Annotated in this window: 22 protein-coding genes and 1 pseudogene; 15 read left to right on the top strand and 8 right to left on the bottom strand. The window is 41.8% G+C overall.

What is annotated here, in order from left to right:
* Positions 1-7: 7 nt before the first annotated feature.
* The 3 genes from N824_RS18800 to N824_RS18790 are packed head-to-tail and all read right to left on the bottom strand — an operon-like array spanning position 8 to position 2,081.
* Positions 8-340 (bottom strand): nuclear transport factor 2 family protein, encoded by a 333-nt coding sequence (locus N824_RS18800; RefSeq protein ID WP_048906686.1) that lies wholly within the window; start codon positions 338-340, stop codon positions 8-10.
* Positions 341-349: 9 nt separating this feature from the next.
* The gene (locus N824_RS18795; protein WP_048906685.1) at positions 350-1,267 is read right to left on the bottom strand and encodes an AraC family transcriptional regulator; all 918 of its coding nucleotides are present in this window, start codon (positions 1,265-1,267) and stop codon (positions 350-352) included.
* Positions 1,268-1,271: 4 nt separating this feature from the next.
* A complete protein-coding gene (locus tag N824_RS18790) occupies positions 1,272-2,081 on the bottom strand; it encodes an SDR family oxidoreductase (protein ID WP_048906684.1) in 810 nt (269 codons plus the stop codon).
* Between the two features lie 247 nt (positions 2,082-2,328).
* Between N824_RS18790 and N824_RS18785 the strand changes: the two genes are divergently transcribed.
* From N824_RS18785 to N824_RS18765, 5 genes are all read left to right on the top strand, one after another.
* Positions 2,329-4,713, top strand: a complete 2,385-nt coding sequence (locus N824_RS18785; RefSeq protein ID WP_048906683.1) for an ABC transporter permease — start codon at positions 2,329-2,331, stop codon at positions 4,711-4,713.
* A 160-nt stretch (positions 4,714-4,873) separates the two neighbouring features.
* Complete coding sequence (locus tag N824_RS18780; protein WP_306413909.1) at positions 4,874-5,155, top strand: Fic family protein; 282 nt, start codon at positions 4,874-4,876, stop codon at positions 5,153-5,155.
* A 193-nt stretch (positions 5,156-5,348) separates the two neighbouring features.
* Positions 5,349-5,699: a hypothetical protein gene (locus N824_RS18775; RefSeq protein ID WP_048906681.1), complete on the top strand. Its 351-nt coding sequence runs from the start codon at positions 5,349-5,351 to the stop codon at positions 5,697-5,699.
* 93 nt (positions 5,700-5,792) lie between these two features.
* Positions 5,793-6,053, top strand: a complete 261-nt coding sequence (locus tag N824_RS18770; protein WP_048906680.1) for a hypothetical protein — start codon at positions 5,793-5,795, stop codon at positions 6,051-6,053.
* Positions 6,054-6,251: 198 nt separating this feature from the next.
* A complete protein-coding gene (locus N824_RS18765) occupies positions 6,252-8,039 on the top strand; it encodes a kelch repeat-containing protein (RefSeq protein ID WP_048906679.1) in 1,788 nt (595 codons plus the stop codon).
* Positions 8,040-8,069: 30 nt separating this feature from the next.
* Here N824_RS18765 and N824_RS18760 read toward each other — a convergent pair.
* Positions 8,070-8,330: pseudogene (locus N824_RS18760) on the bottom strand (hypothetical protein).
* A 322-nt stretch (positions 8,331-8,652) separates the two neighbouring features.
* On the opposite strand from N824_RS18760, the gene N824_RS18755 reads away from it, so the two are divergent.
* From N824_RS18755 to N824_RS18730, 6 genes are read left to right on the top strand one after another with little or no spacing between them, the layout of a single operon-like run.
* Positions 8,653-9,186 (top strand): YceI family protein, encoded by a 534-nt coding sequence (locus N824_RS18755; protein WP_048906677.1) that lies wholly within the window; start codon positions 8,653-8,655, stop codon positions 9,184-9,186.
* An 11-nt stretch (positions 9,187-9,197) separates the two neighbouring features.
* Positions 9,198-9,416 (top strand): 4-oxalocrotonate tautomerase family protein, encoded by a 219-nt coding sequence (locus N824_RS18750; protein ID WP_048906676.1) that lies wholly within the window; start codon positions 9,198-9,200, stop codon positions 9,414-9,416.
* 4 nt (positions 9,417-9,420) lie between these two features.
* Positions 9,421-10,155: an SDR family NAD(P)-dependent oxidoreductase gene (locus tag N824_RS18745; protein WP_048906675.1), complete on the top strand. Its 735-nt coding sequence runs from the start codon at positions 9,421-9,423 to the stop codon at positions 10,153-10,155.
* Between the two features lie 24 nt (positions 10,156-10,179).
* Entirely contained in the window at positions 10,180-10,560 is a 381-nt protein-coding gene (locus N824_RS18740) for a nuclear transport factor 2 family protein (RefSeq protein WP_048906674.1), read from the top strand.
* A 44-nt stretch (positions 10,561-10,604) separates the two neighbouring features.
* Positions 10,605-11,183: a Crp/Fnr family transcriptional regulator gene (locus tag N824_RS18735; RefSeq protein ID WP_048906673.1), complete on the top strand. Its 579-nt coding sequence runs from the start codon at positions 10,605-10,607 to the stop codon at positions 11,181-11,183.
* A gap of 11 nt (positions 11,184-11,194) precedes the next feature.
* Complete coding sequence (locus N824_RS18730) at positions 11,195-12,277, top strand: nitronate monooxygenase family protein (RefSeq protein WP_048906770.1); 1,083 nt, start codon at positions 11,195-11,197, stop codon at positions 12,275-12,277.
* On the opposite strand, the gene N824_RS18725 is transcribed toward N824_RS18730, so the two are convergent.
* On the bottom strand, positions 12,278-13,681 hold the full coding sequence (locus N824_RS18725; RefSeq protein WP_048906672.1) for a PLP-dependent aminotransferase family protein: 1,404 nt from the start codon (positions 13,679-13,681) through the stop codon (positions 12,278-12,280).
* A 93-nt stretch (positions 13,682-13,774) separates the two neighbouring features.
* Here N824_RS18725 and N824_RS18720 point away from each other — a divergent pair, with 93 nt between their 5' ends.
* Together N824_RS18720 and N824_RS18715 are read left to right on the top strand one after the other, a co-directional pair.
* Complete coding sequence (locus tag N824_RS18720; RefSeq protein ID WP_048906671.1) at positions 13,775-14,218, top strand: GNAT family N-acetyltransferase; 444 nt, start codon at positions 13,775-13,777, stop codon at positions 14,216-14,218.
* A 36-nt stretch (positions 14,219-14,254) separates the two neighbouring features.
* The gene (locus N824_RS18715; RefSeq protein WP_048906670.1) at positions 14,255-15,721 is read left to right on the top strand and encodes a WG repeat-containing protein; all 1,467 of its coding nucleotides are present in this window, start codon (positions 14,255-14,257) and stop codon (positions 15,719-15,721) included.
* Here N824_RS18715 and N824_RS18710 read toward each other — a convergent pair.
* Positions 15,702-16,271: a GNAT family N-acetyltransferase gene (locus N824_RS18710; RefSeq protein ID WP_048906669.1), complete on the bottom strand. Its 570-nt coding sequence runs from the start codon at positions 16,269-16,271 to the stop codon at positions 15,702-15,704. The two genes, N824_RS18715 and N824_RS18710, sit on opposite strands and share 20 nt — an antisense overlap.
* A 188-nt stretch (positions 16,272-16,459) precedes the next feature.
* Positions 16,460-17,545 (bottom strand): metallophosphoesterase, encoded by a 1,086-nt coding sequence (locus N824_RS18705; RefSeq protein WP_048906668.1) that lies wholly within the window; start codon positions 17,543-17,545, stop codon positions 16,460-16,462.
* A 110-nt stretch (positions 17,546-17,655) separates the two neighbouring features.
* Here N824_RS18705 and N824_RS18700 point away from each other — a divergent pair, with 110 nt between their 5' ends.
* Both N824_RS18700 and N824_RS18695 read left to right on the top strand, forming a co-directional pair.
* Positions 17,656-18,546, top strand: coding sequence for an SDR family NAD(P)-dependent oxidoreductase (locus tag N824_RS18700; protein ID WP_048906667.1), 891 nt, complete (start codon positions 17,656-17,658; stop codon positions 18,544-18,546).
* Positions 18,547-18,566: 20 nt separating this feature from the next.
* Complete coding sequence (locus N824_RS18695; protein ID WP_048906666.1) at positions 18,567-19,361, top strand: AraC family transcriptional regulator; 795 nt, start codon at positions 18,567-18,569, stop codon at positions 19,359-19,361.
* Here the strand turns inward: N824_RS18695 and N824_RS18690 are convergent.
* Entirely contained in the window at positions 19,358-19,936 is a 579-nt protein-coding gene (locus tag N824_RS18690; protein ID WP_048906665.1) for a YdeI family protein, read from the bottom strand. The genes N824_RS18695 and N824_RS18690 overlap by 4 nt on opposite strands.
* Positions 19,937-19,958: the final 22 nt, after the last annotated feature.

The following is a 19,958-nucleotide window of genomic DNA, read 5'->3' as shown; positions in this document are numbered from 1 at the left end:
AGTTTTTTTAAATTAAATCTGCTTTTACGGTTGCTATCTTTCCATCTTTAAATGTCATGTCGAATATGCCACCGGTTTTTCTCTCTGGAAATTCCCCTGTAAATTCTACCTCCAGATGCGCTTCGTTATTATTGATGTCCAGTTTTATCAATCGGGTGTGTGTATTGTAGCCGATAAAATAGCTTGTAAAATAATCTTTGATGCCAGCGTGTCCAATAAATTTTCTGCCAACGGAAGGATCGTCCAAAATAGCATCCGGGTTATATTTCTGCAGGTATTTATTTGTATCGAAAGCATTGCTCAGACTAATCCAGTCTGATATAAATGATTTGATGTCCATTGCGGTTTTTTAATTGAATGAGGCTCTGAATTCTAGAGGGGTGATATTGGTTTTCTTTTTAAAGATTTTACTGAACGATTGGGGATGCTCGAAGCCTAATTGATAGGCTATTTCTGCTACTGTTAAATGGGATGTCGACAGAAATTCCTTTGCTTTTTCAATCAGTTTTTCGTGTATATGCTGCTGGGCATTTTGTCCGGTAAGGGAGCGGAGCATGTCGCTAAGATATCTTGGCGAAACATTTAGGTGCTGAGCGAGGTATTCCACGCTAAGTAATCCGTTGTCCAATGGTTCCTCTTTGTCGAAATAACTGCTCAATACCTCTTCCATTTTTACCAGCAAATCATTGTTTACCGCTTTACGGGTAATGAATTGCCGTTTATAAAAGCGATTGCTGTAATTCAGCAATACCTCGATATAAGAAATCATGAGGTCCTGGCTGAAATCGTCAATAGTACCGTTTAATTCTTGCTGAATGTTATCCAGAACGCCCAAAATAGTTGTCTTTTCTTTATCAGACAGGTGCAATGCCTCATTGGCTTCGTAAGAGAAAAATCCGTACGATTTTATGTTCTTGCATAAGGGGTAATTTCGGATAAAATCGGGGTGGACAAGCAATGAAAAACCTTCGTACTCTTTATCGTCGCCGATAATTGAGAGCAGTTGATTAGGAGCGGTAAATATCATACCACCCTCATCAAAATCATAATATCCCTGACCATAGCCGAATACTCCTTTCAATGTCTTTTTGAAAGATATTTTGTAGAAATTGAACACAAAAGAACTTTTAATATAGGCTTCGTTCATTACCATTGTGGAATTGTCTACAAGGCTGATCAACGGATGCAGGGGTTTAGGTAAGCCCAGCATCCGGTGCAGTTCTGAAATTGAATTTATCCTTAAAAGGTTGTCTGCTTCTTTCTTCATTGTGCTAATTTACTAATTCTCCAAACACCATTTTGTTCATCTCTTTTACTGCTGCCTCGGCACCAATTTCGAGACGTCTTGCATATAATTGATTGGCAAATTCTCCGGCAACGTATCTTAGTTGATCTTTACCATCGGTAGCAGCTTCGTATACCACTTTGGCAATTAGCTCTACAGGCTCAAAGTTGTCGGGACTCATCAGGTCAAATAATTTACCCAATCCTTCTTCGTAAGCAGGGTGGTGAGCAACAGCTAAAGAATCTCCTGCAAAATTGGTTTTAATTCCGCCGGGTGCGATGGTTTTGATGCCAATGTTGTAAAGGCCTAATTCAAATGACATGCTTTCGCTCCAACCTTCCAAAGCCCATTTTGTAGCGTGATAAATACAATCTAGAGGGAAAGTTACGAGGCCGCCAATAGAAGTAGTGGTCAGGAATAATCCGCTTTTCTTTTCTCTGAAATACGGTACAAAAGCCTGGGTAACGCGGATCACTCCCAACAGGTTGGTGTCAATTTGTTTCACAAGCTGCTCATCTGAGATCGCTTCCAGCGCACCTACCAATCCATATCCGGCGTTGTTTAATACCACATCGATATTGTGTTTTGCTATTGCTTCTTTTACTGTGTTGTGAATTTGTTCTACATTGGTAACGTCTAATGATAGCAAGGTTACATTTTCCAGTGTATTCAATTCTGTTTCTTTGTCGGGATTGCGCATTGTGGCGATAACGTTCCAGCCGTTACTTTGAAATAGTTTGGCGGCGGCTTTTCCTAAGCCTGAAGATGCTCCTGTAATAAAAACTGTCTTTTTCATTTTGTCATTATTTAAATGTGATGTACAAAAGTCAGCAGAAGTTGGGTGGTGGATGTGGCCATATTGAGGAATGTAGTAGCCAAAATGACGGAGGTACGGTGGAGAGTAGGTGTTGTTTGATTTCGGACAGTGGTGTTCATATTCGCACAAGTGATTTGCCGTGAAATTGGCGTTTGCGGCTTAAAAAAGGATTTTTTACCTTATGGCTATGTTGTTGTAATGCTGATTTTGATTAAAAAATATAGCTATGCTGAAAAATTACTTCAAGATCGCGTTCCGGAATTTGAAGCGCAATAAATCATACGCACTTACCAATGTGCTTGGCCTGGCACTGGGGATCGCCTCTGCTGTTCTGATATTTGCTTTGGTGATGTATCACCTGAGTTTTGATGGTTACCATTCTAAAGCGGATCGGGTTTACCGGATCACTACGGAATTTCATGGGGAGGAGCTCACTTACAACACGGGCGTAACCTCGCCGCTTGCGGAGACCTTTAGAAGTGATTATCCGCTTGCGGAAAAGGTTGCAAGTGTGGCGGCTATTCCCGATAGGGTTATTGCTATTCCTTCGGCCAATGGGACAGAAGCAAAGTTTGAGGAGCCTGTAGCTTTTGCTGAGCCGGAGTTTCTTGATATCCTTGACTTACCATTGGTCCGCGGAAACAAGCAATCGGCATTGCGTGTGCCCAATACAGCCTTGATTACGGAAAGAATTGCTAAGAAATATTTTGGCGGGGCAGATCCTATTGGAAAGACCTTCCGTGTAGATAATATATTTAGTGTGACAGTTGCAGGGATTCTAAAAGATCTGCCTGTTAATACCGATCGACCTGAGGAAATTTACGTGCCTTTTGAGCATTTGAAACAGCACAGTCCGTGGATGGTTGAGAAGGACTGGTGGTTTAGTGTGAGCAGAAGTCTGCAGTGTTTTATCCTGGTTAAACCGGGTGTAACGCCTGTCAGAATAAAAGAGGCACTTATTGCCATGTCCAACAGTCATTATAATGCGAAAGATGCCAAGTATTTTCAATTCAGGGCGCAGCCGCTTTCAGATATCCACTTTAATCCTAATCTTAATGGTCCGGTTGAGAAGAGGAATCTCTGGGCATTGTCTTTAATCGGCGTTTTCCTGATCATCACCGCTTGTGTGAATTTTATTAACCTGGCTACTGCGCAGGCACTGAAACGTTCTATTGAAATTGGGATTAAGAAAGTTCTGGGGGTTCAACGCTGGCAGTTGTTCTGGCAGTTTATGGTAGAGACTGCGGCTATTACGATGCTGGCTATGGTATTGGCTTTAATTATGGCTGAGTTAAGTTTGCCTTATGTAAACCAGCTTTTTGATGTGCAGGTGAAACTTCATCTTTTCAGCGATGTTTATATGCTACTGTTTTTGCTGGCTTTGTTTCTTGTGATGATTTTGCTTTCGGGCTCTTATCCGGCTTTGATCCTCGCCGGTCTGCAACCTGTGCTGGCTTTGAAGGGTAAATTGTCTCAAAAGGATGCGGGTGGTATTTCTATGAGGAGGGGTTTGGTGGTTATGCAGTTTGCCATTTGTCAGTTACTGATTATCGGTACGCTTGTGGTGGCTGGTCAGGTGCGTTATTCGAGACAGGCTGATATGGGTTTCCGCAGGGATGCTGTGGTGATGCTTCCGGTTCCAAATAATGAGGTTGCTAAACTGAGTTCGCTTAAAGCCGAACTTTCGGGAATAAAGGGGGTGGAAAGCCTGACGTTTTGTGGTGATGCACCGGCCTCTGAATTCGCGCCGAGTACTAGTATTCAGTTTGGTTCCCGGCCGAAGTCGGAGGAGTTTGGGATATCAACCAAAGCGGGAGATGCGAATTATGCCTCGATGTTCAATTTGCAAATCCTTGCCGGACGTAACCTGATGCCTTCGGATACTGTGCGTGAGTTTCTGGTTAATGAAACTACTGTGAGGAAGCTGGGTTTGGCCAAAAATCAGGAGGCTATTGGGCAAACTGCAGTCATGAATGGTTATAAGGGCACAGTGGTAGGAGTGGTTAAGGATTTCCATAATAAGTCTTTCCACCAGGGTATTGATGCGCTTTATATTACCACTTTGCGCGATAATTATGGCGCTTGTGCGGTAAAAGTGGATATGGCGAATATGAACGCTACTCTTGGTGCTATGAAGGACGTATGGGCTAAGGTGTACCCGAATAATGTGTATAAGTATGATTTTTTGGATGACAGGATTGCTAAGTTTTATGATCGCGACCGGATTATATTAAATCTGATACAGGTTTTTGCCGGTATTGCGATATTGATCGGTTGTTTGGGTTTGTACGGATTGATATCTTTTATGGCTGCTCAAAAAACCAGGGAAGTAGGTGTGCGCAAGGTATTGGGCGCCAGTGTGCAGAGCATAGTATGGCTTTTTGGTAAGGAGTTTACCCGTTTGCTGCTGATTGCTTTTGTAGTTGCTGCGCCTCTGGGCTGGTGGGTGATGAATAACTGGCTCGAGAATTTCCCTTACCGGATCAGTATTGGGGCAGGGATTTTTATGCTGGCAATTTTGGTAAACATGACTGTGGCGGTTTTGACTGTCGGGTACAGGTCTGTGAAGGCTGCAATGATGAATCCGGCGACGAGTTTGAGGTCGCAGTAACTTGGATAGCAGCAACAGTATATTGATATGTGTCGCGATACTATGAAGAAAGTAATAGCAAGTCCAGTTCACGATGAAATTTTAATAGCCTTAAAAAAATCCCTAATGAAGATGCAATTGAGTTTATCGTTCAGGCGGCCGAAGAAATTGGCTATAACAGATATACTTTATTAACCTTCATGCGATGCTAGCGAATAACTTATTGCCTGATCCTCAGGCTCAGGGAAGACTTCGCTCTATCCCAGGTGGGATTAGCAGGTCGGCTTATACGCCGTTGGGAATTCCTCAGCTGATTGAGGAACTATTTGATATTTTGCTGGAAAAAGTCAGGCAAATAGAGAACCCTTTTGAACCATCATTTTTCATGATGGTTCATTTACCATATTTAGAACCATTTGATGACGTAAACAAACGTGTTTCGCGGCTTGCCGCAAATCATTGAAGGGAATACAAATTTAGAAGGTAGCAGAGAGGGCCAGGGTGTTTATCGCAGGATAAAGCACAAGAGAAGGAATGGTATGTATGCTGATTGGCTGTGGCACAGGTTTGTGAATGCTAAAAAAATGTTTTTTTATGATTTAATTTTGAAATATTACTAAAAATATTAGTAAATTTGTTTATTCAATTTTACTGATATGGGCAACAGACCTCAACGAGAACATAAACCGTTATTTGAATATTCAGGTAAGTATGAGCAAACGGTTAGAACAATAGATTTGATCAGAAAAATATTTAATAATGCGCTTAAGCAAAGGCTATGGGTATTTGAGCCATCGGTGAAAAGATGGTTCAGTCCTGAAGAGTTCATGGAAATGTATGAACGGTATGACAATCTGGATCCGAAATGGATTGAGAAGATCGAAGTCCGTGATCCGATGGAGGGACTGGAAGCTGCAGATACGCAAGTGGAAAGTATACTTGCAAGAAAGGCGATCTTGACGAAGAAGATTATAGACTACGAAAGGTTTAAGCAGAAAAGCAAATAATTTGGGCTTGATATTTTCTCGTTCATTCTTGGTTTTGCCCGCTTAAGTGACTAATTTGATGTTAAAGATGTTCAAATCAGTAACTTTGCGTATATGCAAGAGAAATTACCTGTAAAAAGAATGAACCGGCTAACCTGGTTGCTATCTGTGATCATAGGTATTATCTTTTACATCATCATTTCGCATGGCTCCCGTCCGCAGGACATTTATCCATTTACCGGTTTTACCATATTTGGGATACTGATGATCAGCCACATTGATGTGCTCGTCATGGTTATTTTAGCCAGGCATTTTGATGTGAAATCGAACCGGTTTATGTGGTATAGGTGCCTGCTGGGTGATCACTTATTTTAGGGCTAACAACGAAAATGATGACAGATTGAAGTATCTGAATAGTCTTCAGAGCTGGGGTTATTTTAAAAACTCACTTACAGAAGTTGATCCTGACTTTTGGGAGGGTGAGCTTTTTGAGGATATTGAAGAATAAGAAGTTATGATTTTCCTATTAAATATATACCTTCGTCACCTTATTTAAATTTTCGCAATCATATTATGAAGTTTTACTGTCTGGCTATTTTTATGGCCCTATTTTTCTTTTCGTGCAAAAAGAAAGACTTACCTGGAGATTCATCGCTACCATCAATAGATTTATCGATTACTAACACAGGGAGTTTAGTGAACTTTAACGCTGAGCTGAGAAACTTATCATTGGATCACATAAAAGAAACTGGTTTTATCTGGAGTACAGACTCGGAACCTGTAATGTCATCAGCAGGCGTTTATTCCTATAGTTCTGCAACCCCATTATTGAAATTAAATTATGAATTAAAGGGTTTCAGTAAAGATTCGACCTATTATGTGAAAGCATTTTATGTTGACGACTCAAACAACTATCATTTCAGTACAAAAGCATCTTTTGTGGCTACAGGTACAAAAGTTCCCCTACTGAAAATACCCGAAAAGCTTTATACCTGGGGTGATACCGTAACATTAACTCTGGATAAATCTGCGCCCGCTAAATTGGATGATTTCAGTATTTTGATTGAACCTGATATTGTGTGTAAGCCAATTAAAGTAACAGGTAATAATATCAACTTCATTATTCCTGAAAGCATAATGGGAAGATATAGTTCATTGTATGTAAGTGTTTATGGGCAAAAAAGTAATCCGGTTGGCCTGAGCTTAAACTTCCCTGAAATAACACCTACAGAGGATCTTGAACTATCAGATGAGAGGTTGAAGATATTCGGTAAATATTTTAACCCTACTCTTGACCGAAACATCGTTAAGATAGGGGATTTACAGTTAGAAGTAGTGTCGGCAACTACAACGGAACTTGTTGTTAAAGCAGATAATCTAAACCTTTCTGAATCAGGTAAGCTTACTGTGCAGACAGGTAAAGATCTGATTGCAGTGTCTAAAGAAGATTACTTTGCTTATAAATATTTTAAATCAAGAATAGATTTTCCAGGTGCAGCGCGTTCGGAAGCCGTGTCATTTTTTCTGGAAGGGAATATATATTGCGGATTGGGTAGGGGTAAAGAAAGTAACCTAGGATTGAACGACTGGTGGAAATATAACATCGCCACTAGTGTATGGACAAAAATGGCCGATTGCCCTGTGTCTGCGTGGGTTACGACTAGTTTTTCTGCTGGTGATAAAGGATACATTGGTTTGGGAATCTTGAATGGAAATTATTCTAATGATTTTTATTGCTATTCACCAGCTTCCAATACCTGGAAAATAGTGGCCTCATTTCCGGGTTATTATACCTCGCGTGGCAGCACTTTTAGCACCAAAGAAGCGGGCTATTTGGTTGGAGGCGATGTTAAAAATGGAAGGTCTTCGGAGGTGTGGAAATATACTCCAGGCACAAATGCCTGGAGCAGACTCCCTGATTTTCCCGGTGTGGCAACAAGCTTTTCAAATACTTTCATAATAGGTAATAAGGGTTACTACATAGGTGGTATTGGTTTGGGACTGGACTACCTTCGTAAAGATGCCTGGTCTTTTGACTTTTCAAGTCAAACTTGGAAAAGAATCGCAGATATTCCTTACGAAGCTGGAAGCTGTCTTGGATTCTCATTTGGCTTACAAGGCAAGGGATATATTGGGAGCGGAACGACGAATATCCGTTATACCGGAGATCTGAGCGACTATGTGTATGAATACAATCCTGCAACCGACAGTTGGAAAAAAATAGATAAAATATTTGGACCGGTGAAATATCTACCTGGTTATACCTCTAATGGAGACACAGGATATATAATTTGTGGAAATGCTTATGAGTTTAGCTATCATGGCGGATCACAAAAATTCTTACAATTTAAACCTCGGTAGGTTTAGAAGGCTACCGGGTGAATATCTGGTTTAATATACCGACTTCCAGATCTYMRRTRTAHTCTGGTGGTTCCCGTCCATTTGTCTGATGACAAGGCAAAGGTGTTCTTCTCTCTGAGGGTAATACTTGTCAATGATTTGCTGAGTTTGCTGAATTAACTGTCCAAGGTGCTGTTCAAAATCAATGTTTTTAACATCTAAAATAACCTGATTCATTCTTGCTGAAATTGTGCATTCGAAGGTAAATTCTCTTTTGAGCGCTTTTACTACTTTTGACCTCAGTTTTTTCATTGAATTCTGATTTTGGGTTATTAGAAAGGGTTTCCCCATTAATTATTATCAGTCTAAACGTTAGCTGCCTGCAATAATTGTGCAGGAAAATGTCATTATTTTATTCTCCTGTTTTTATTTGGCAACATTCTAAATTAGCAAAAATAGTATAAGGGCCAACCTTTTCTGGGTTGTTTTATTGTAACAAATTTGGGTGATACGAGGTGGCTCTCTTATAGTGATCTGGATCACATAAAACAAGCTTTATTTTAATGGTGATGTAGGTCACACAACTTCCGGGCAAATCCTTTAGAACTTTGATGTACAATTAAAAACAAAAGTTATGAAAACTCAAAAATTTGAAATCTTAGCTGCCCAAAGTAATATTGATTGGGTAGGCAAAAAAGTAACCGGAGCACACAATGGTACCATTGGTATTAAAGAAGGTGAAATTATTCTGAACGACGGTAAACTGGAAGGTGGTAAATTCATTATCGACACCGCATCTATCAAAATACTGGATGTTACTGATCCTGGAACGAACGCACAATTTGCCGGTCACCTGGCTTCTGATGATTTCTTTGCTATTGAAAAATATCCTGAAGCAACATTGGAAATTACCTCGGTTTCTGGTAATGATATTGAAGCTGACCTGACCATTAAAGGCATTACTCACCCAATCAATTTTGATGCAGCAATAGCGGTAAATGGCGATAATTTAAGCGCTACGACCAAGCTGTTAGTTGACCGTACTAAATACGAAATGAAGTTCCGCTCTGGTAATTTCTTTCAGAATTTGGGCGATACCCTCATCTACAATGATTTTGAATTGTCTATTGATGTAACCGCTAAAGCTGTACAACCAGTATTAGCCTAAAATATAAAGCCATGCCATACATTAAAATTGAACTAACCCGCGAAGGAGTTAGTCGCGAACAAAAACAAGCCCTGATTAAAGGGGTTACAGATCTGATGACAGATGTATTGAATAAAGACCCTCAGCTAACCCATGTGGTGATTCAGGAAATAGAACTTGATGATTGGGGTTTTGCAGGTGAACAGGTATCTGTATTAAGAGAAAAAGGTATAACAGCCGATAAGAAATAAGGCAATGAAAAAGCAAACCATAATAGTTACCGGTGCCTCCTCCGGAATCGGTAAAGAAATAGCCCGCCACTTTTTGAAAAATGGCGATAATGTAGTGATCAATTCATCAACCCCAGAAAAACTGGACCAGGTTTACCAGGAGCTTGGCGGTGGTGAGAACCTGGCTATGGTGGCAGGCAATGTAAAAGATAAAAGTACTGGTGAGCAGCTTTTGGCAATTGCCCTTGAGAAATTTGGTGCTGTTGATGTACTGGTAAACAATGCCGGTATTTATGAGACTAAACCATTTCTGGAAGTGGATGAGGCTTATCTGGACCGCTTTTTAAATACCAACCTGAAGGGTACTTTTTTTACTACGCAGGCGATTATTCCACAAATGTTGAAACAGCAGGGTGGGGTGGTGATCAATATCGGTACTCCGCTGGTAAACCATGCACTTGGTGGTGGCCCATCAACCGCGCCAATGACCTCTAAAGGAGGGATACACGCGCTTACCCTACAGCTTGCCGCGGAATTTGGGAAACATAACATCAGGGTGAACACTGTTGCTCCGGGTGTGATCCGTACACCTATGCATGGTGATGATGCGGATCAAAGTGCAGGATTGCATTTGCTGAACCGTGTTGGTGAGGTGGAAGACATTGCACAAATGGTATATTTAGTTGCCAGAAGTAATTTTATAACCGGCGCAATCATCAATGTAGATGGTGGTATGGCTGCGGGGCATCATCTGAATTAATTTGACCTATAAAAACTAAAGAAAATGAAAACTACTAAAGAAGATTCATTGGCAATTACCCAGGCACTTGAAGATTATTATTTTAAAGGGATTTATGAAGGTGATACGGATAAGCTGCGGAAGGTTTTAAACCCGGGTACTTTGTTGTTTGCCGATATAAAAGGGCAGCCTTATTTTAAAACGCTTGACCAGTACCTTGATGGTGTGGCCAACAGGCAAAGTCCCAAAGATTCTGGTAAGCCCTTTAAGGGAACGGTGATATCGGTAGAGGTGATCAACACGATTGCTGTAGCCAAGGTGCACGTTAAAATGTATGAGTTTAATTATGACGAGCTGCTATCGTTCCATAAGATTGATAACCGCTGGATGATGGTGAACAAAATGTTTACAGACGTAAGCGAATAGATTTAAATCTTTAACTTTAAAGTGTACAATGAAATATAGCTGATATGCCATCGGAAGCCAAGGAAATTTTAAAAACTCATATTGATAAATTGGTTGTTCTAACTGATGAGCAGTTTGATTATTTCTTCTCACATTTTAAAAAACTTAGCTTCAAAAAAGGACAGGCCATTATAATGGAGGGCGATGAAGTAGATTGTGAATACTTTGTGGTTTCGGGTTGTTTAAAGGCTTTCTTTATCAACGATGACCTGAAAATGTTTATCCTGCAATTTGCCATGCCTACCTGGTGGGCTTCTGATTTTAACGCCTTATATAACCATACCAAAGCCACTGTTAATGTGGACTGCATTAGCGATGCGGAAGTGCTTTGCCTGAGCAATAGTGACCGGGAAAAGCTATGTAATGAGATCCATAAGGTAGAGCATTTTTTTAGGTGGCGGACGAACAGGGGCTATGTGGCTGTTCAGAAAAGGTTGTTGTCCTTTATGAATAATGATGTGCGGTATAGGTATGAGGAGCTTTTGAAGCTGTATCCGGAGCTTTATAATATGGTGCCTAAGAAACTGATTGCGGCCTATTTGGGTGTTTCGAGAGAGACACTGAGCCGGTTGTACAATGATTAATGAATTTTAAGATGATGTGGTACGAAACAAGAGCATCGAAAATATTAGGGATTGATTATCCCATTTTACAAGGACCATTTGGAGGGAACCTCTCTTCAGTTGCGCTGGTATCGACAGTGTCTAACGCTGGTGGGCTAGGTGGCTATGGGGCTTATACATTGAGTCCGCAGGAAATTATCGAGGTAGACCTGCAGATTAAGGCTGCAACGAATAAGCCTTATAATATCAATTTATGGGTTTCGGATACGGATGCCGTAGATGGGACTGTTTCTGATGAGCAGTTTAAACAGGCTCAGGCTTTGTTTAAGCCTTATTTTGATGAGGTGGGGGTTGCTTTGCCTGAAAAGCCTGCGCCATTTAAATCGCGTTTTGAAAATCAGCTGGAGGTAATATTGCATCAAAAGCCACCTGTATTTAGTTTTATGTTTGGTTTGCTGGACGAGGATGTTTTGGAGCAGTGCAGAAGGCTTGGGATTGTTACCGTAGGGGCGGCTACGACATTGGATGAGGCTATCGCATTGGAGGCAACCGGTGTTGATCTGATCATTGCCTCTGGTTTTGAAGCGGGTGGGCATCGTCCTTCTTTTTTGGCCTCGGCTGAATCGTCTGTGACTGGAACGTTTGTGTTGCTTCAATTGATTAAGGAAAAGGTGAAAACTCCGGTTATTGCTGCGGGTGGTATTGCCAATGGAAGGGGGGTTGCTGCAGCGCTTGCACTTGGTGCTGATGCGGCTCAGATCGGTACTGCTTTTCTGGCTACTGAGGAATCGAACGCGACGGCCATCCATAGGGAAATGCTGTTCTCGGATCAGGCTAAGTATACTACTTTGTCGCGTGCTTATACCGGAAGGTTGGGAAGGGGAATAATCAGCAGGCTTGCAAAGGATATGGTCCATAAAGCGCATGGCTTTTTGCCTTTTCCGCTGCAGACGCAATTTATGTCGCATTTGAGAAAGGGTGCCATAGAGCAGGAGAAATGGGACTTGATTTTGTTCTGGGGTGGACAGATAGCACCCATATTGAAACACAGGAAAGCAGGGGTACTGATGCATTCTATACTGGAGGAGACGACGGCGTATTTTGATCAGTTATGATCATGCCAGTCTGCCAAGTAATTTTAATTTTTGTTTGAGGGTTTCAGACCAGGGTAGGCCTAAGGAAAGCCTCATGCAGTTTTCAAACTGATTTTGGAGGGTAAACATCCTGCCGGGAGAAATGCTGATGTTCTGTTTCAGCGCCCTTTCGAACAAGATTGTGGTACTGATTCGTTTATTAAATTCTACCCATAAGGCAAGCCCACCTTGCGGTCGGCTGGTTTTGGTTCCCTCCGGGAAATATTCGGCTATGGTATCTATATATTGCTGATAGTTGTACTGCAAGGTTTGACGCAGTTTGCGCAGGTGATTTTCATATCGGCCGGTTTTTAGAAAGTTGGCTACTGCTTCTTGTGTAATGGTGGTTGAGGATATGGCATGAACTAGTTTGAGTTTAAGGATCTGCTCTTTGTATTTGCCGGGTGCGATCCAGCCTACGCGATAGCCTGGTGCCAGGGTTTTGGAAATAGAGCTGCACCATAATACTGTTCCCCCGGTATCAAAGGACTTGCAGCATTTAGGGCGCTGGGCACCAAAATACAGGTCGCCATAGATGTCGTCTTCTATAAGCGGCACGCCGTGTTTGGCCAACAGTGCAACAACTTCTTTTTTATGTTCATCGGGCATGCAGCTGCCCAAGGGTGTGTTGAAGTTTGGAACCAGGAGGCAGAGGTTGATTCTGGAGACTACTTTTTTTAAGGCATCGATTTCGATTCCTGTGATGGGATGGGTAGGCAGTTCGATTACTTTTAGCCCCAAACTGCGGGCCAATTGCAGGATGCCGGAGTAACAGGGGCTTTCCATTGCGATGGTATCACCAGGCTTTGATAAGGCCATCATGCAAAAGGATAGCGCATTCATTCCGCCTGCTGTGGTGACCAGGTCGTTTTCATCAAAATTCCCTCCCCAAGTTAAGGAACGTGTTGCAATCATTCGACGTAACTTCTCGTTGCCTTGTAAGGGCTCATATGCGGTGCCACTGTGGCTGAGTGAGCGGGTGGCGAGGATGATTTCTTTATTTAGCTTAGCTAAGGGCAATAGCTGATCTGCGGGTGCGCCTATGGAAAAAAGCGTAAGGTCTGTGTTGCCCGTGTTGGCGTAGATTTTACGAATCAATTCTTCCGGTTCCTGATTGCCATTGATTAATGAAGGGCTGCTCACCTGCGCAAGTGGAAGCTTTTTGTAGGGCAGGCGACTTACAAAATAGCCGGACTGTGGTTTTGATTGGATGAGCGATTGTGCCTCCAGTTCGAGGAATACTCTTTTTGCGGTGTTCATGCTAATGCCATGTTCTGTGCATAGTATTCTGACAGATGGGAGGCGGTCGCCCTCTTTTAAAACTCCGTTTTTAATGAGCGTGGCAATATTGTTTGATAATTCTGTATACAGGAAGTTGCGCTTCATGAGGTAAAGATAACTGTGTCTGTTCAAATATAAAAAACTGTAACTGTGTTCATTTAATGCCGCCAGCTACTTTTGTGTTAAAAATCAGATAGTATGTTAGAAGTTATTGTTAAAACAGGTAAAGAGAATATGGATGTAAAGACGGTACACCGATTCTTAAGTGAGGATTCTTATTGGGCTAAAGGTATTTCGTATGAACTGGTAGACCGATCGTTAGCGAATTCTTTTTGTGTTGGTGCTTTTGTAGGAAGAGCGCAGGTTGGATTTGGCAGGGTGATTACGGATTATTATACTTTTGGGTGGTTCGCCGATTTTATGGTGTTGCCTGAATTTCGTGGAAATGGGATATCGAAGCTGATGCTGACTCATATTTTTGAGCAACCGTGGTCGAAAAGGTTGAGGAGAAAAATGTTGAATACCAGTGATGCGCATGGTTTGTATCGACAATTTGAATTTAACGATCTGGCTAATCCTGGCTTTATACTGGAAGTTTATAATCCGGAGGCTCATTTGCAATATAAAGGAGAAGATGCTTAACTTTAGTGCAGCTACATCATCCTTAAAAAACATTTAATGCGATCAAATTACGCTAAATTTCTGCTTCTGCTGTTGTTACCGGCATGCTTTTCCTACGCCTTTGCGCAAAAAGACAAAAAATATATGGCTCAGGTTCGCCTCAATGGCAAATGCGGCTTTATTGATGCCTCTGGCAATGAAGTGGTTCCGCTTGTTTATGACGATGCGGGTTTGTGGAACAATAACCTTGTACCGGTAAACATTGGAAAATACACCCCTAAATCATATCCGGTAGTGGAAATGTCTACTGCACAAAGTGAAAATGTGAACGTTGAGGTTATAGACAACTCTGAAAAGGCAGGCAAATGGGGCTTTTGCAATACAGCGGGGAAATTGGTAATTGCTGTTCAATTTACAAATGTGAGTTTCTTTAACGAGGGAATGGCTGGAGTGGAGGTAAATGACAAATGGGGCTTTATTAATACGAGTGGAAAAATGGTGGTTGAGGCGGTGTATGATACAGTGGGCTATTTTTCGCAAGGACTTGCTGTTGTAGCAAAAAATGGAAGCTATGGCTATGTGAATTTAAAGGGCGAAGAGGTAATAAGGCTTCAATATTTAGGTGCTGAGGCTTTTGAAAAAGGGTTAGCAAAGGTGTTTGAGAAATATGATTCGAAAAAGAGCGATAAAAAAAGTATTGGCAGGCTCATTAACCAACAGGGAAAAATGGTTACGGATGCTAAGTATGATATTGAATCGAATTTCGGGAATGGGTTGGCGAGTTTTTCATTTGCTGAAGCAAAAGCTGAAGATAGTTTTACATATGGGCTTATTACGACAACGGGGCAGGTAGTAGCACCACCAACTTATAAGGAGATTTCGGCATTTAGTAATGGCCTGGCCCTGGTGATGGTTTACAAAATACACGAGTTTTATAATGAGTATGTTCCGCATTACGGCTATATAGATTCGAAAGGAAAAGAGGTGGTAAAACCTATCCTTGCCAAGGGAGTGGACTTTGGTTACGGCATGGCACCGGTTGCAAGATTTGACAGCAAGGATGACGGACAATCGGAATATGCCCTGATTAATACCAAAGGAGAACAGTTACTCGGCTTTAATTGGAATAGTTTGGATATTCTGGATAGCAAACATCTTTTGGCAAGTTCCATAAAAAACCCGTATGAAAAAGTTATAATTGATACTAAAGGGAAGCAGATACTTGCACTTGGTGATAACGGATTTGCAAGCTTGGGCAATGGTTTGTTTTTTGTGAAGAATGTAGACTATGAGCCAATTGCTTTTATTGGTTTGGACAAAAAACCATTGATTGATCTGAGTAAAAATAAAAAGACAAGATTTATTTCGTACCAGCATGGCTTACTCCGTTTTGGTGATCTGGATGGTGATTATAACGAAGTGAGCGCTATAAAAGTTGGCCTGATGGATTTAAAAGGTACGGTGGTTGTGAAACCCAAGTATAACGAAATATTTGATTTTGAGGCTACGGACAACTCTTTGTAAGTGCTTGGTTTTGTGTGATCTCATAAAAATCCTGAACCGGATCGAAAGGGTTTTTGTAGCGGAATTGCGCTTTCTTTAGCACTTTCTTTGCGGCAATGTTATCACGGTTGACTACAGCGCCTATGTTGGAAATGCCTTGTGACAGGATCTGGTCTACGATGGGCGGAAGGATGTCTGTCATGAGATAACATCCGCTGGCAAAACTGCTGAGGTAAAATTCGATGAAGAATGGATAGTGGTCGATCTGGTAATGTTCCTGTGCTACCTGAGGGGAAATGAGATCGATGATGCCTACGACTTTGCTGAGTTTTTTATCGGTAATGAAATGAAGGTAGTTTCGCCCGGCATGGGCATTCATGAGCATGGTTTGCAGGAATAGTTCTGCTTCCTGAAATGTACTTAATCGTTTATTGGGGACGAATTTTAAAGTATGATCATCGGATAGGATGCAAAATACTTCTTTTGAGATTTGACCAAAACGTTCCAGGTCTTCGGGCCGGAAAGGGTGGATCAGGTAGTTTTCATTTTCAAAGGTAATGGGCTTGAACATAGGCTGGCCAAAAATAAAAAACTAATTCAAATTCTATGAATTGGGTGGGTTCTATTTTTGAAAATGTGGTAAGAATTTAAGAAGGTCTTGTATATACAAGTTGTTTTTTTATCTTTGTCGGTGAGAGCGTTAATACGGGGGTAGATCGAGAGGTCTGCCTCCATTAATAATAGTATCATATGATACTATCAGCCAAGCAGGTTATCCAGCGTTGTTTCTTCAAGTACCAGATGCTGTGGTACGCCGTTAATATCTTTTTTCCATTCTATAAGTCTGATCTTGCCGTCTTTTATTTCTATACCGGTAATGTCGCCATCGTTAAAACAACAGCAACCTGCGTTGAAATAAGTGTTTTTGGAATTTTCAAGCCTGGGAGAGGTGTTGCCACTGATTTTTCCTGCCAGTAGTTCAGCTTCCAGTTTCTGAATGATTGCTTTGTCACCTTTTTTCTTAGCCTCGTTGAGCCTAATGTATGTACGTTCCAAGTGGGTGAGTGAATTGAATACAGGCTGGTGGGTGTGGCCGGTAATTAAAGCCAGGTTGGTTTGCTTGGCGGTCCAGTCGTACATGATCTGGTTGTGTTCGGACTTGAGCTGGTTATCAAAGGCAGGTGTATTGGGGTTGATGCGGAGGAAAGATTGAACCGGCCCCCAGATATTGGAGACGAACCATTTGCTGAACCAGTTTCCATCGCTTTGCATATCGCCTTGATGGCCATGGGTAATAAAAATATTGAGTTGCTGGTCTTTAACGGCAAGGGTAAAAATGATACCCTCATAAATTCGAACCTTTGTACCGAAGATATTTTTAAGCATAAAACCTGCAAGAGGATCGTTGTCCCAGTACAGGTCGTGGTTACCAAAAAGCTTGATGTAGGCATTACGGTCCAGAAAACGTTTTTCTGCTTCGAAGTTTGCTTTGTTGTGTTTGATGACATCCAGGAGCATGTTTTTCCAAAGCTCTTCGCTGTCGCCCATGTTGCAGTATAGGAAGTCGTGTTCGTTGTAATAGCGGAGCGCGGCCAGGTAGTTTTCTTCGCAAAGGGTGAAGTCGTCCTGATGACTTCGGTTTCCTTTGTGCTGGTCTGAGAACAGGATGATGCGGTGTTTTGTGCCCAGATCGATGAGTTGCCCTCGTTTGCCGGGGCGCTGTATGATGTCCTGGTATAGCGCCGATAGTGCTTTGTGTACACGAATACTATCTGGCCTTGATGCGTATTTATTGGCAAGCCTGATGATCAGCGGAGAAAATAGCTTTTGTAATAATTTGCGCATATACTAAAGATAAGGTTTACTGAGCTTTTTAACAAAGCAGTTTGAGCTTTTGAACAAAACGCTGCGCTGAATTGGACTGTACCTTTGAGTTGTATTTAAAAATTAAGACAATGGCAAAAGTATGGTTTATTACAGGCAGTTCCAGAGGACTGGGACGGAGCCTGACAGAAGCAGTGTTGAATAGCGGCGATAAGGTTGCTGCAACGGCACGCGATATTACCCAATTGAATGATTTGGTAACACGATTTGCTGATCAGATACTTCCTATAGCGCTGGATGTAACCGATTATGGGCAAGTTTATGCGTCTGTTGATGGGGCAGCAAAACATTTTGGACGTATTGATGTGCTGGTGAACAATGCAGGATTTGGCATCATCGGCGCTGCCGAAGCTTATACAGATGAGCAGGTGCGCAGTCAGCTGGAAACAAATCTGTACGCACCAATTGAAATTACCCGAGCGGTTTTACCTTACATGCGCAACCAGGGTGAGGGACGTATATTGCAAATAAGCTCGATAGGCGGAAGAGTGGGTAATGCTGGTTTAACCATGTACCAGGCAGCAAAATTTGGTTTAGGTGGCTTTACTGAGGCTTTGGCTAAGGAAGTAGCCCCATTTGGAATATATGTGACCAGTGTAGAGCCGGGTGGTTTTAGAACCGATTGGGCAGGCGCATCTATGACCTATGCAAATGAGATTGAGGGTTATGAAATGGTTAATCAGCGGACAGCACTATTTAAAGGCGGGAAATTTGTCCCTGTGGGAGATCCTGAAAAAGCGGCAAAAGTGATGGTTGAACTGGCTTCGCACCCTGCGCCACCGGTGCATTTGGTACTAGGCAGTGAGGCGATAGGCATGCTGAACAATGCTAATGAGGTGAGGCAAGTGGAAATGGAAGAATGGATGGGGGTGAGTTTATCGACAGATCATGATGATTCTGAGAACTTTCTTGCTAGTGCCGACGGGAAGTGGTACATCAGTGACGTTAAAAGAAAACAGTAAAATGCTTAATTTTATGACCTATGACTAATTCGCCCATCGCTTACTCTTGCTATTTTACCCGCAACAGGCAGGGGGAGCAATTTGTTCCTGAGCATGTGTTTAGTTACCAGATATCTGGCACGCTGACAATAAGCGACGGCATTACTGAGCATGTTTTCAATGAGGGTGATTTTCGATTCATCAGACGAAATCAGTTACTTAAGTTTGTGAAACAACCTCCTCCGGGCGGGGTTTTTAAATCTGTTTCCATTTATCTGGATCAGGCGGCTTTAAGCGATTTTAGTATGGAGTATGACTATAAAGCGGAGGGTAATAGAAACAGGGTTGTTGAAAAAGTGAAGCAGTTGGAAGGTTTTGGGCTTTATCAGAGTTTTATGAATTCGCTGTTGCCGTATGTTGAGGCTGATCAGTTGATTAATGCTGATCTTCAGAAATTGAAACAGCGCGAGGCGATTATGATTCTGCTGCAGACGAACCCTGAATTAAAGGATGTACTGTTTGATTTTAGTGAGCCTGGTAAAATAGATCTGGAAGCTTTTATGAATAAAAACTTCCATTTTAATGTACAGTTAAAACGCTTTGCCTACCTTACAGGGCGTAGTTTGGCTACTTTTAAACGCGACTTTTCGCAGGTTTTTAATGCTACACCAAGCAGGTGGCTGCTGCAAAGGAGGTTGCAGGAGGCCTATTACCTAATTAAAGAGAAAGGCCGGGCACCATCAGATGTGTATCTGGAAATTGGATTTGAAGACCTTTCACATTTCTCATTTGCATTTAAAAAGATGTATGGATTGCCGCCATCAAGAATTTACTAATCATCTAATCCTTTTCCATTGAGAATTAAGGGTATGCATTTTTCGACCCTTGCTTCTCTGGTTTTGGATTGTTTGGCTGAAGTGAAATAGAGGTGGTAACCTCTTTGTCGGCCCGGGGTTAGTGCTTCAAAAGCTGTTTTTAGTGCAGGAATGTAATCCAGCTTGTGCTGAAATTCGGCGGGGAATACGAGTTCCGTATGCGTTTTGAAATCGACTTTTAAGCCGGCTTTTTCTACTTCAATGGCCTGCTGGATATAGGATTTTAGCACGGCTTCCTGTTCAACTAATTGAAGCGCGTTGGTGAATCGGATCTGGCGACCCGATTGCACATTCTTTGTTTGCTGAACCAGGATGCCATTGGCATCATTTAACAAAGAGCCTTTGAAAAACAGCAGGGCACAGTATTCTTTAAATACATGTATTAACACGATGTTGCCGTTCTGGTAAGTGTAACAGGGGCAGCCCCATTTTAATTCTTCGGTAAGACCGCAACTGAGCACGATTATTCTTAACCGCTCTATTTCTTCCTGCCATTTTTTTTCGTTACTGAAATAAAAATCAACTTTAGGATTCATTCTGTTAGTTTTTTGTGAAAAA

This window comes from Pedobacter sp. V48 (assembly GCF_000523515.1).
Classification (GTDB): Bacteria; Bacteroidota; Bacteroidia; order Sphingobacteriales; family Sphingobacteriaceae; genus Pedobacter.
The sequence above is the reverse complement of the archived record's forward strand: the minus strand, read 5'-3'. Positions and strand labels throughout refer to the sequence as shown.

Coding starts and splice junctions, on each gene's coding strand:
- N824_RS18800 (WP_048906686.1), bottom strand. CDS start 340: ATGGACATCAAATCATTTATATCAGACTGGATTAGTCTGAGCAATGCT.
- N824_RS18795 (WP_048906685.1), bottom strand. CDS start 1,267: ATGAAGAAAGAAGCAGACAACCTTTTAAGGATAAATTCAATTTCAGAA.
- N824_RS18790 (WP_048906684.1), bottom strand. CDS start 2,081: ATGAAAAAGACAGTTTTTATTACAGGAGCATCTTCAGGCTTAGGAAAA.
- N824_RS18785 (WP_048906683.1), top strand. CDS start 2,329: ATGCTGAAAAATTACTTCAAGATCGCGTTCCGGAATTTGAAGCGCAAT.
- N824_RS18775 (WP_048906681.1), top strand. CDS start 5,349: ATGGGCAACAGACCTCAACGAGAACATAAACCGTTATTTGAATATTCA.
- N824_RS18770 (WP_048906680.1), top strand. CDS start 5,793: ATGCAAGAGAAATTACCTGTAAAAAGAATGAACCGGCTAACCTGGTTG.
- N824_RS18765 (WP_048906679.1), top strand. CDS start 6,252: ATGAAGTTTTACTGTCTGGCTATTTTTATGGCCCTATTTTTCTTTTCG.
- N824_RS18755 (WP_048906677.1), top strand. CDS start 8,653: ATGAAAACTCAAAAATTTGAAATCTTAGCTGCCCAAAGTAATATTGAT.
- N824_RS18750 (WP_048906676.1), top strand. CDS start 9,198: ATGCCATACATTAAAATTGAACTAACCCGCGAAGGAGTTAGTCGCGAA.
- N824_RS18745 (WP_048906675.1), top strand. CDS start 9,421: ATGAAAAAGCAAACCATAATAGTTACCGGTGCCTCCTCCGGAATCGGT.
- N824_RS18740 (WP_048906674.1), top strand. CDS start 10,180: ATGAAAACTACTAAAGAAGATTCATTGGCAATTACCCAGGCACTTGAA.
- N824_RS18735 (WP_048906673.1), top strand. CDS start 10,605: ATGCCATCGGAAGCCAAGGAAATTTTAAAAACTCATATTGATAAATTG.
- N824_RS18730 (WP_048906770.1), top strand. CDS start 11,195: ATGATGTGGTACGAAACAAGAGCATCGAAAATATTAGGGATTGATTAT.
- N824_RS18725 (WP_048906672.1), bottom strand. CDS start 13,681: ATGAAGCGCAACTTCCTGTATACAGAATTATCAAACAATATTGCCACG.
- N824_RS18720 (WP_048906671.1), top strand. CDS start 13,775: ATGTTAGAAGTTATTGTTAAAACAGGTAAAGAGAATATGGATGTAAAG.
- N824_RS18715 (WP_048906670.1), top strand. CDS start 14,255: ATGCGATCAAATTACGCTAAATTTCTGCTTCTGCTGTTGTTACCGGCA.
- N824_RS18710 (WP_048906669.1), bottom strand. CDS start 16,271: ATGTTCAAGCCCATTACCTTTGAAAATGAAAACTACCTGATCCACCCT.
- N824_RS18705 (WP_048906668.1), bottom strand. CDS start 17,545: ATGCGCAAATTATTACAAAAGCTATTTTCTCCGCTGATCATCAGGCTT.
- N824_RS18700 (WP_048906667.1), top strand. CDS start 17,656: ATGGCAAAAGTATGGTTTATTACAGGCAGTTCCAGAGGACTGGGACGG.
- N824_RS18695 (WP_048906666.1), top strand. CDS start 18,567: ATGACTAATTCGCCCATCGCTTACTCTTGCTATTTTACCCGCAACAGG.
- N824_RS18690 (WP_048906665.1), bottom strand. CDS start 19,936: ATGAATCCTAAAGTTGATTTTTATTTCAGTAACGAAAAAAAATGGCAG.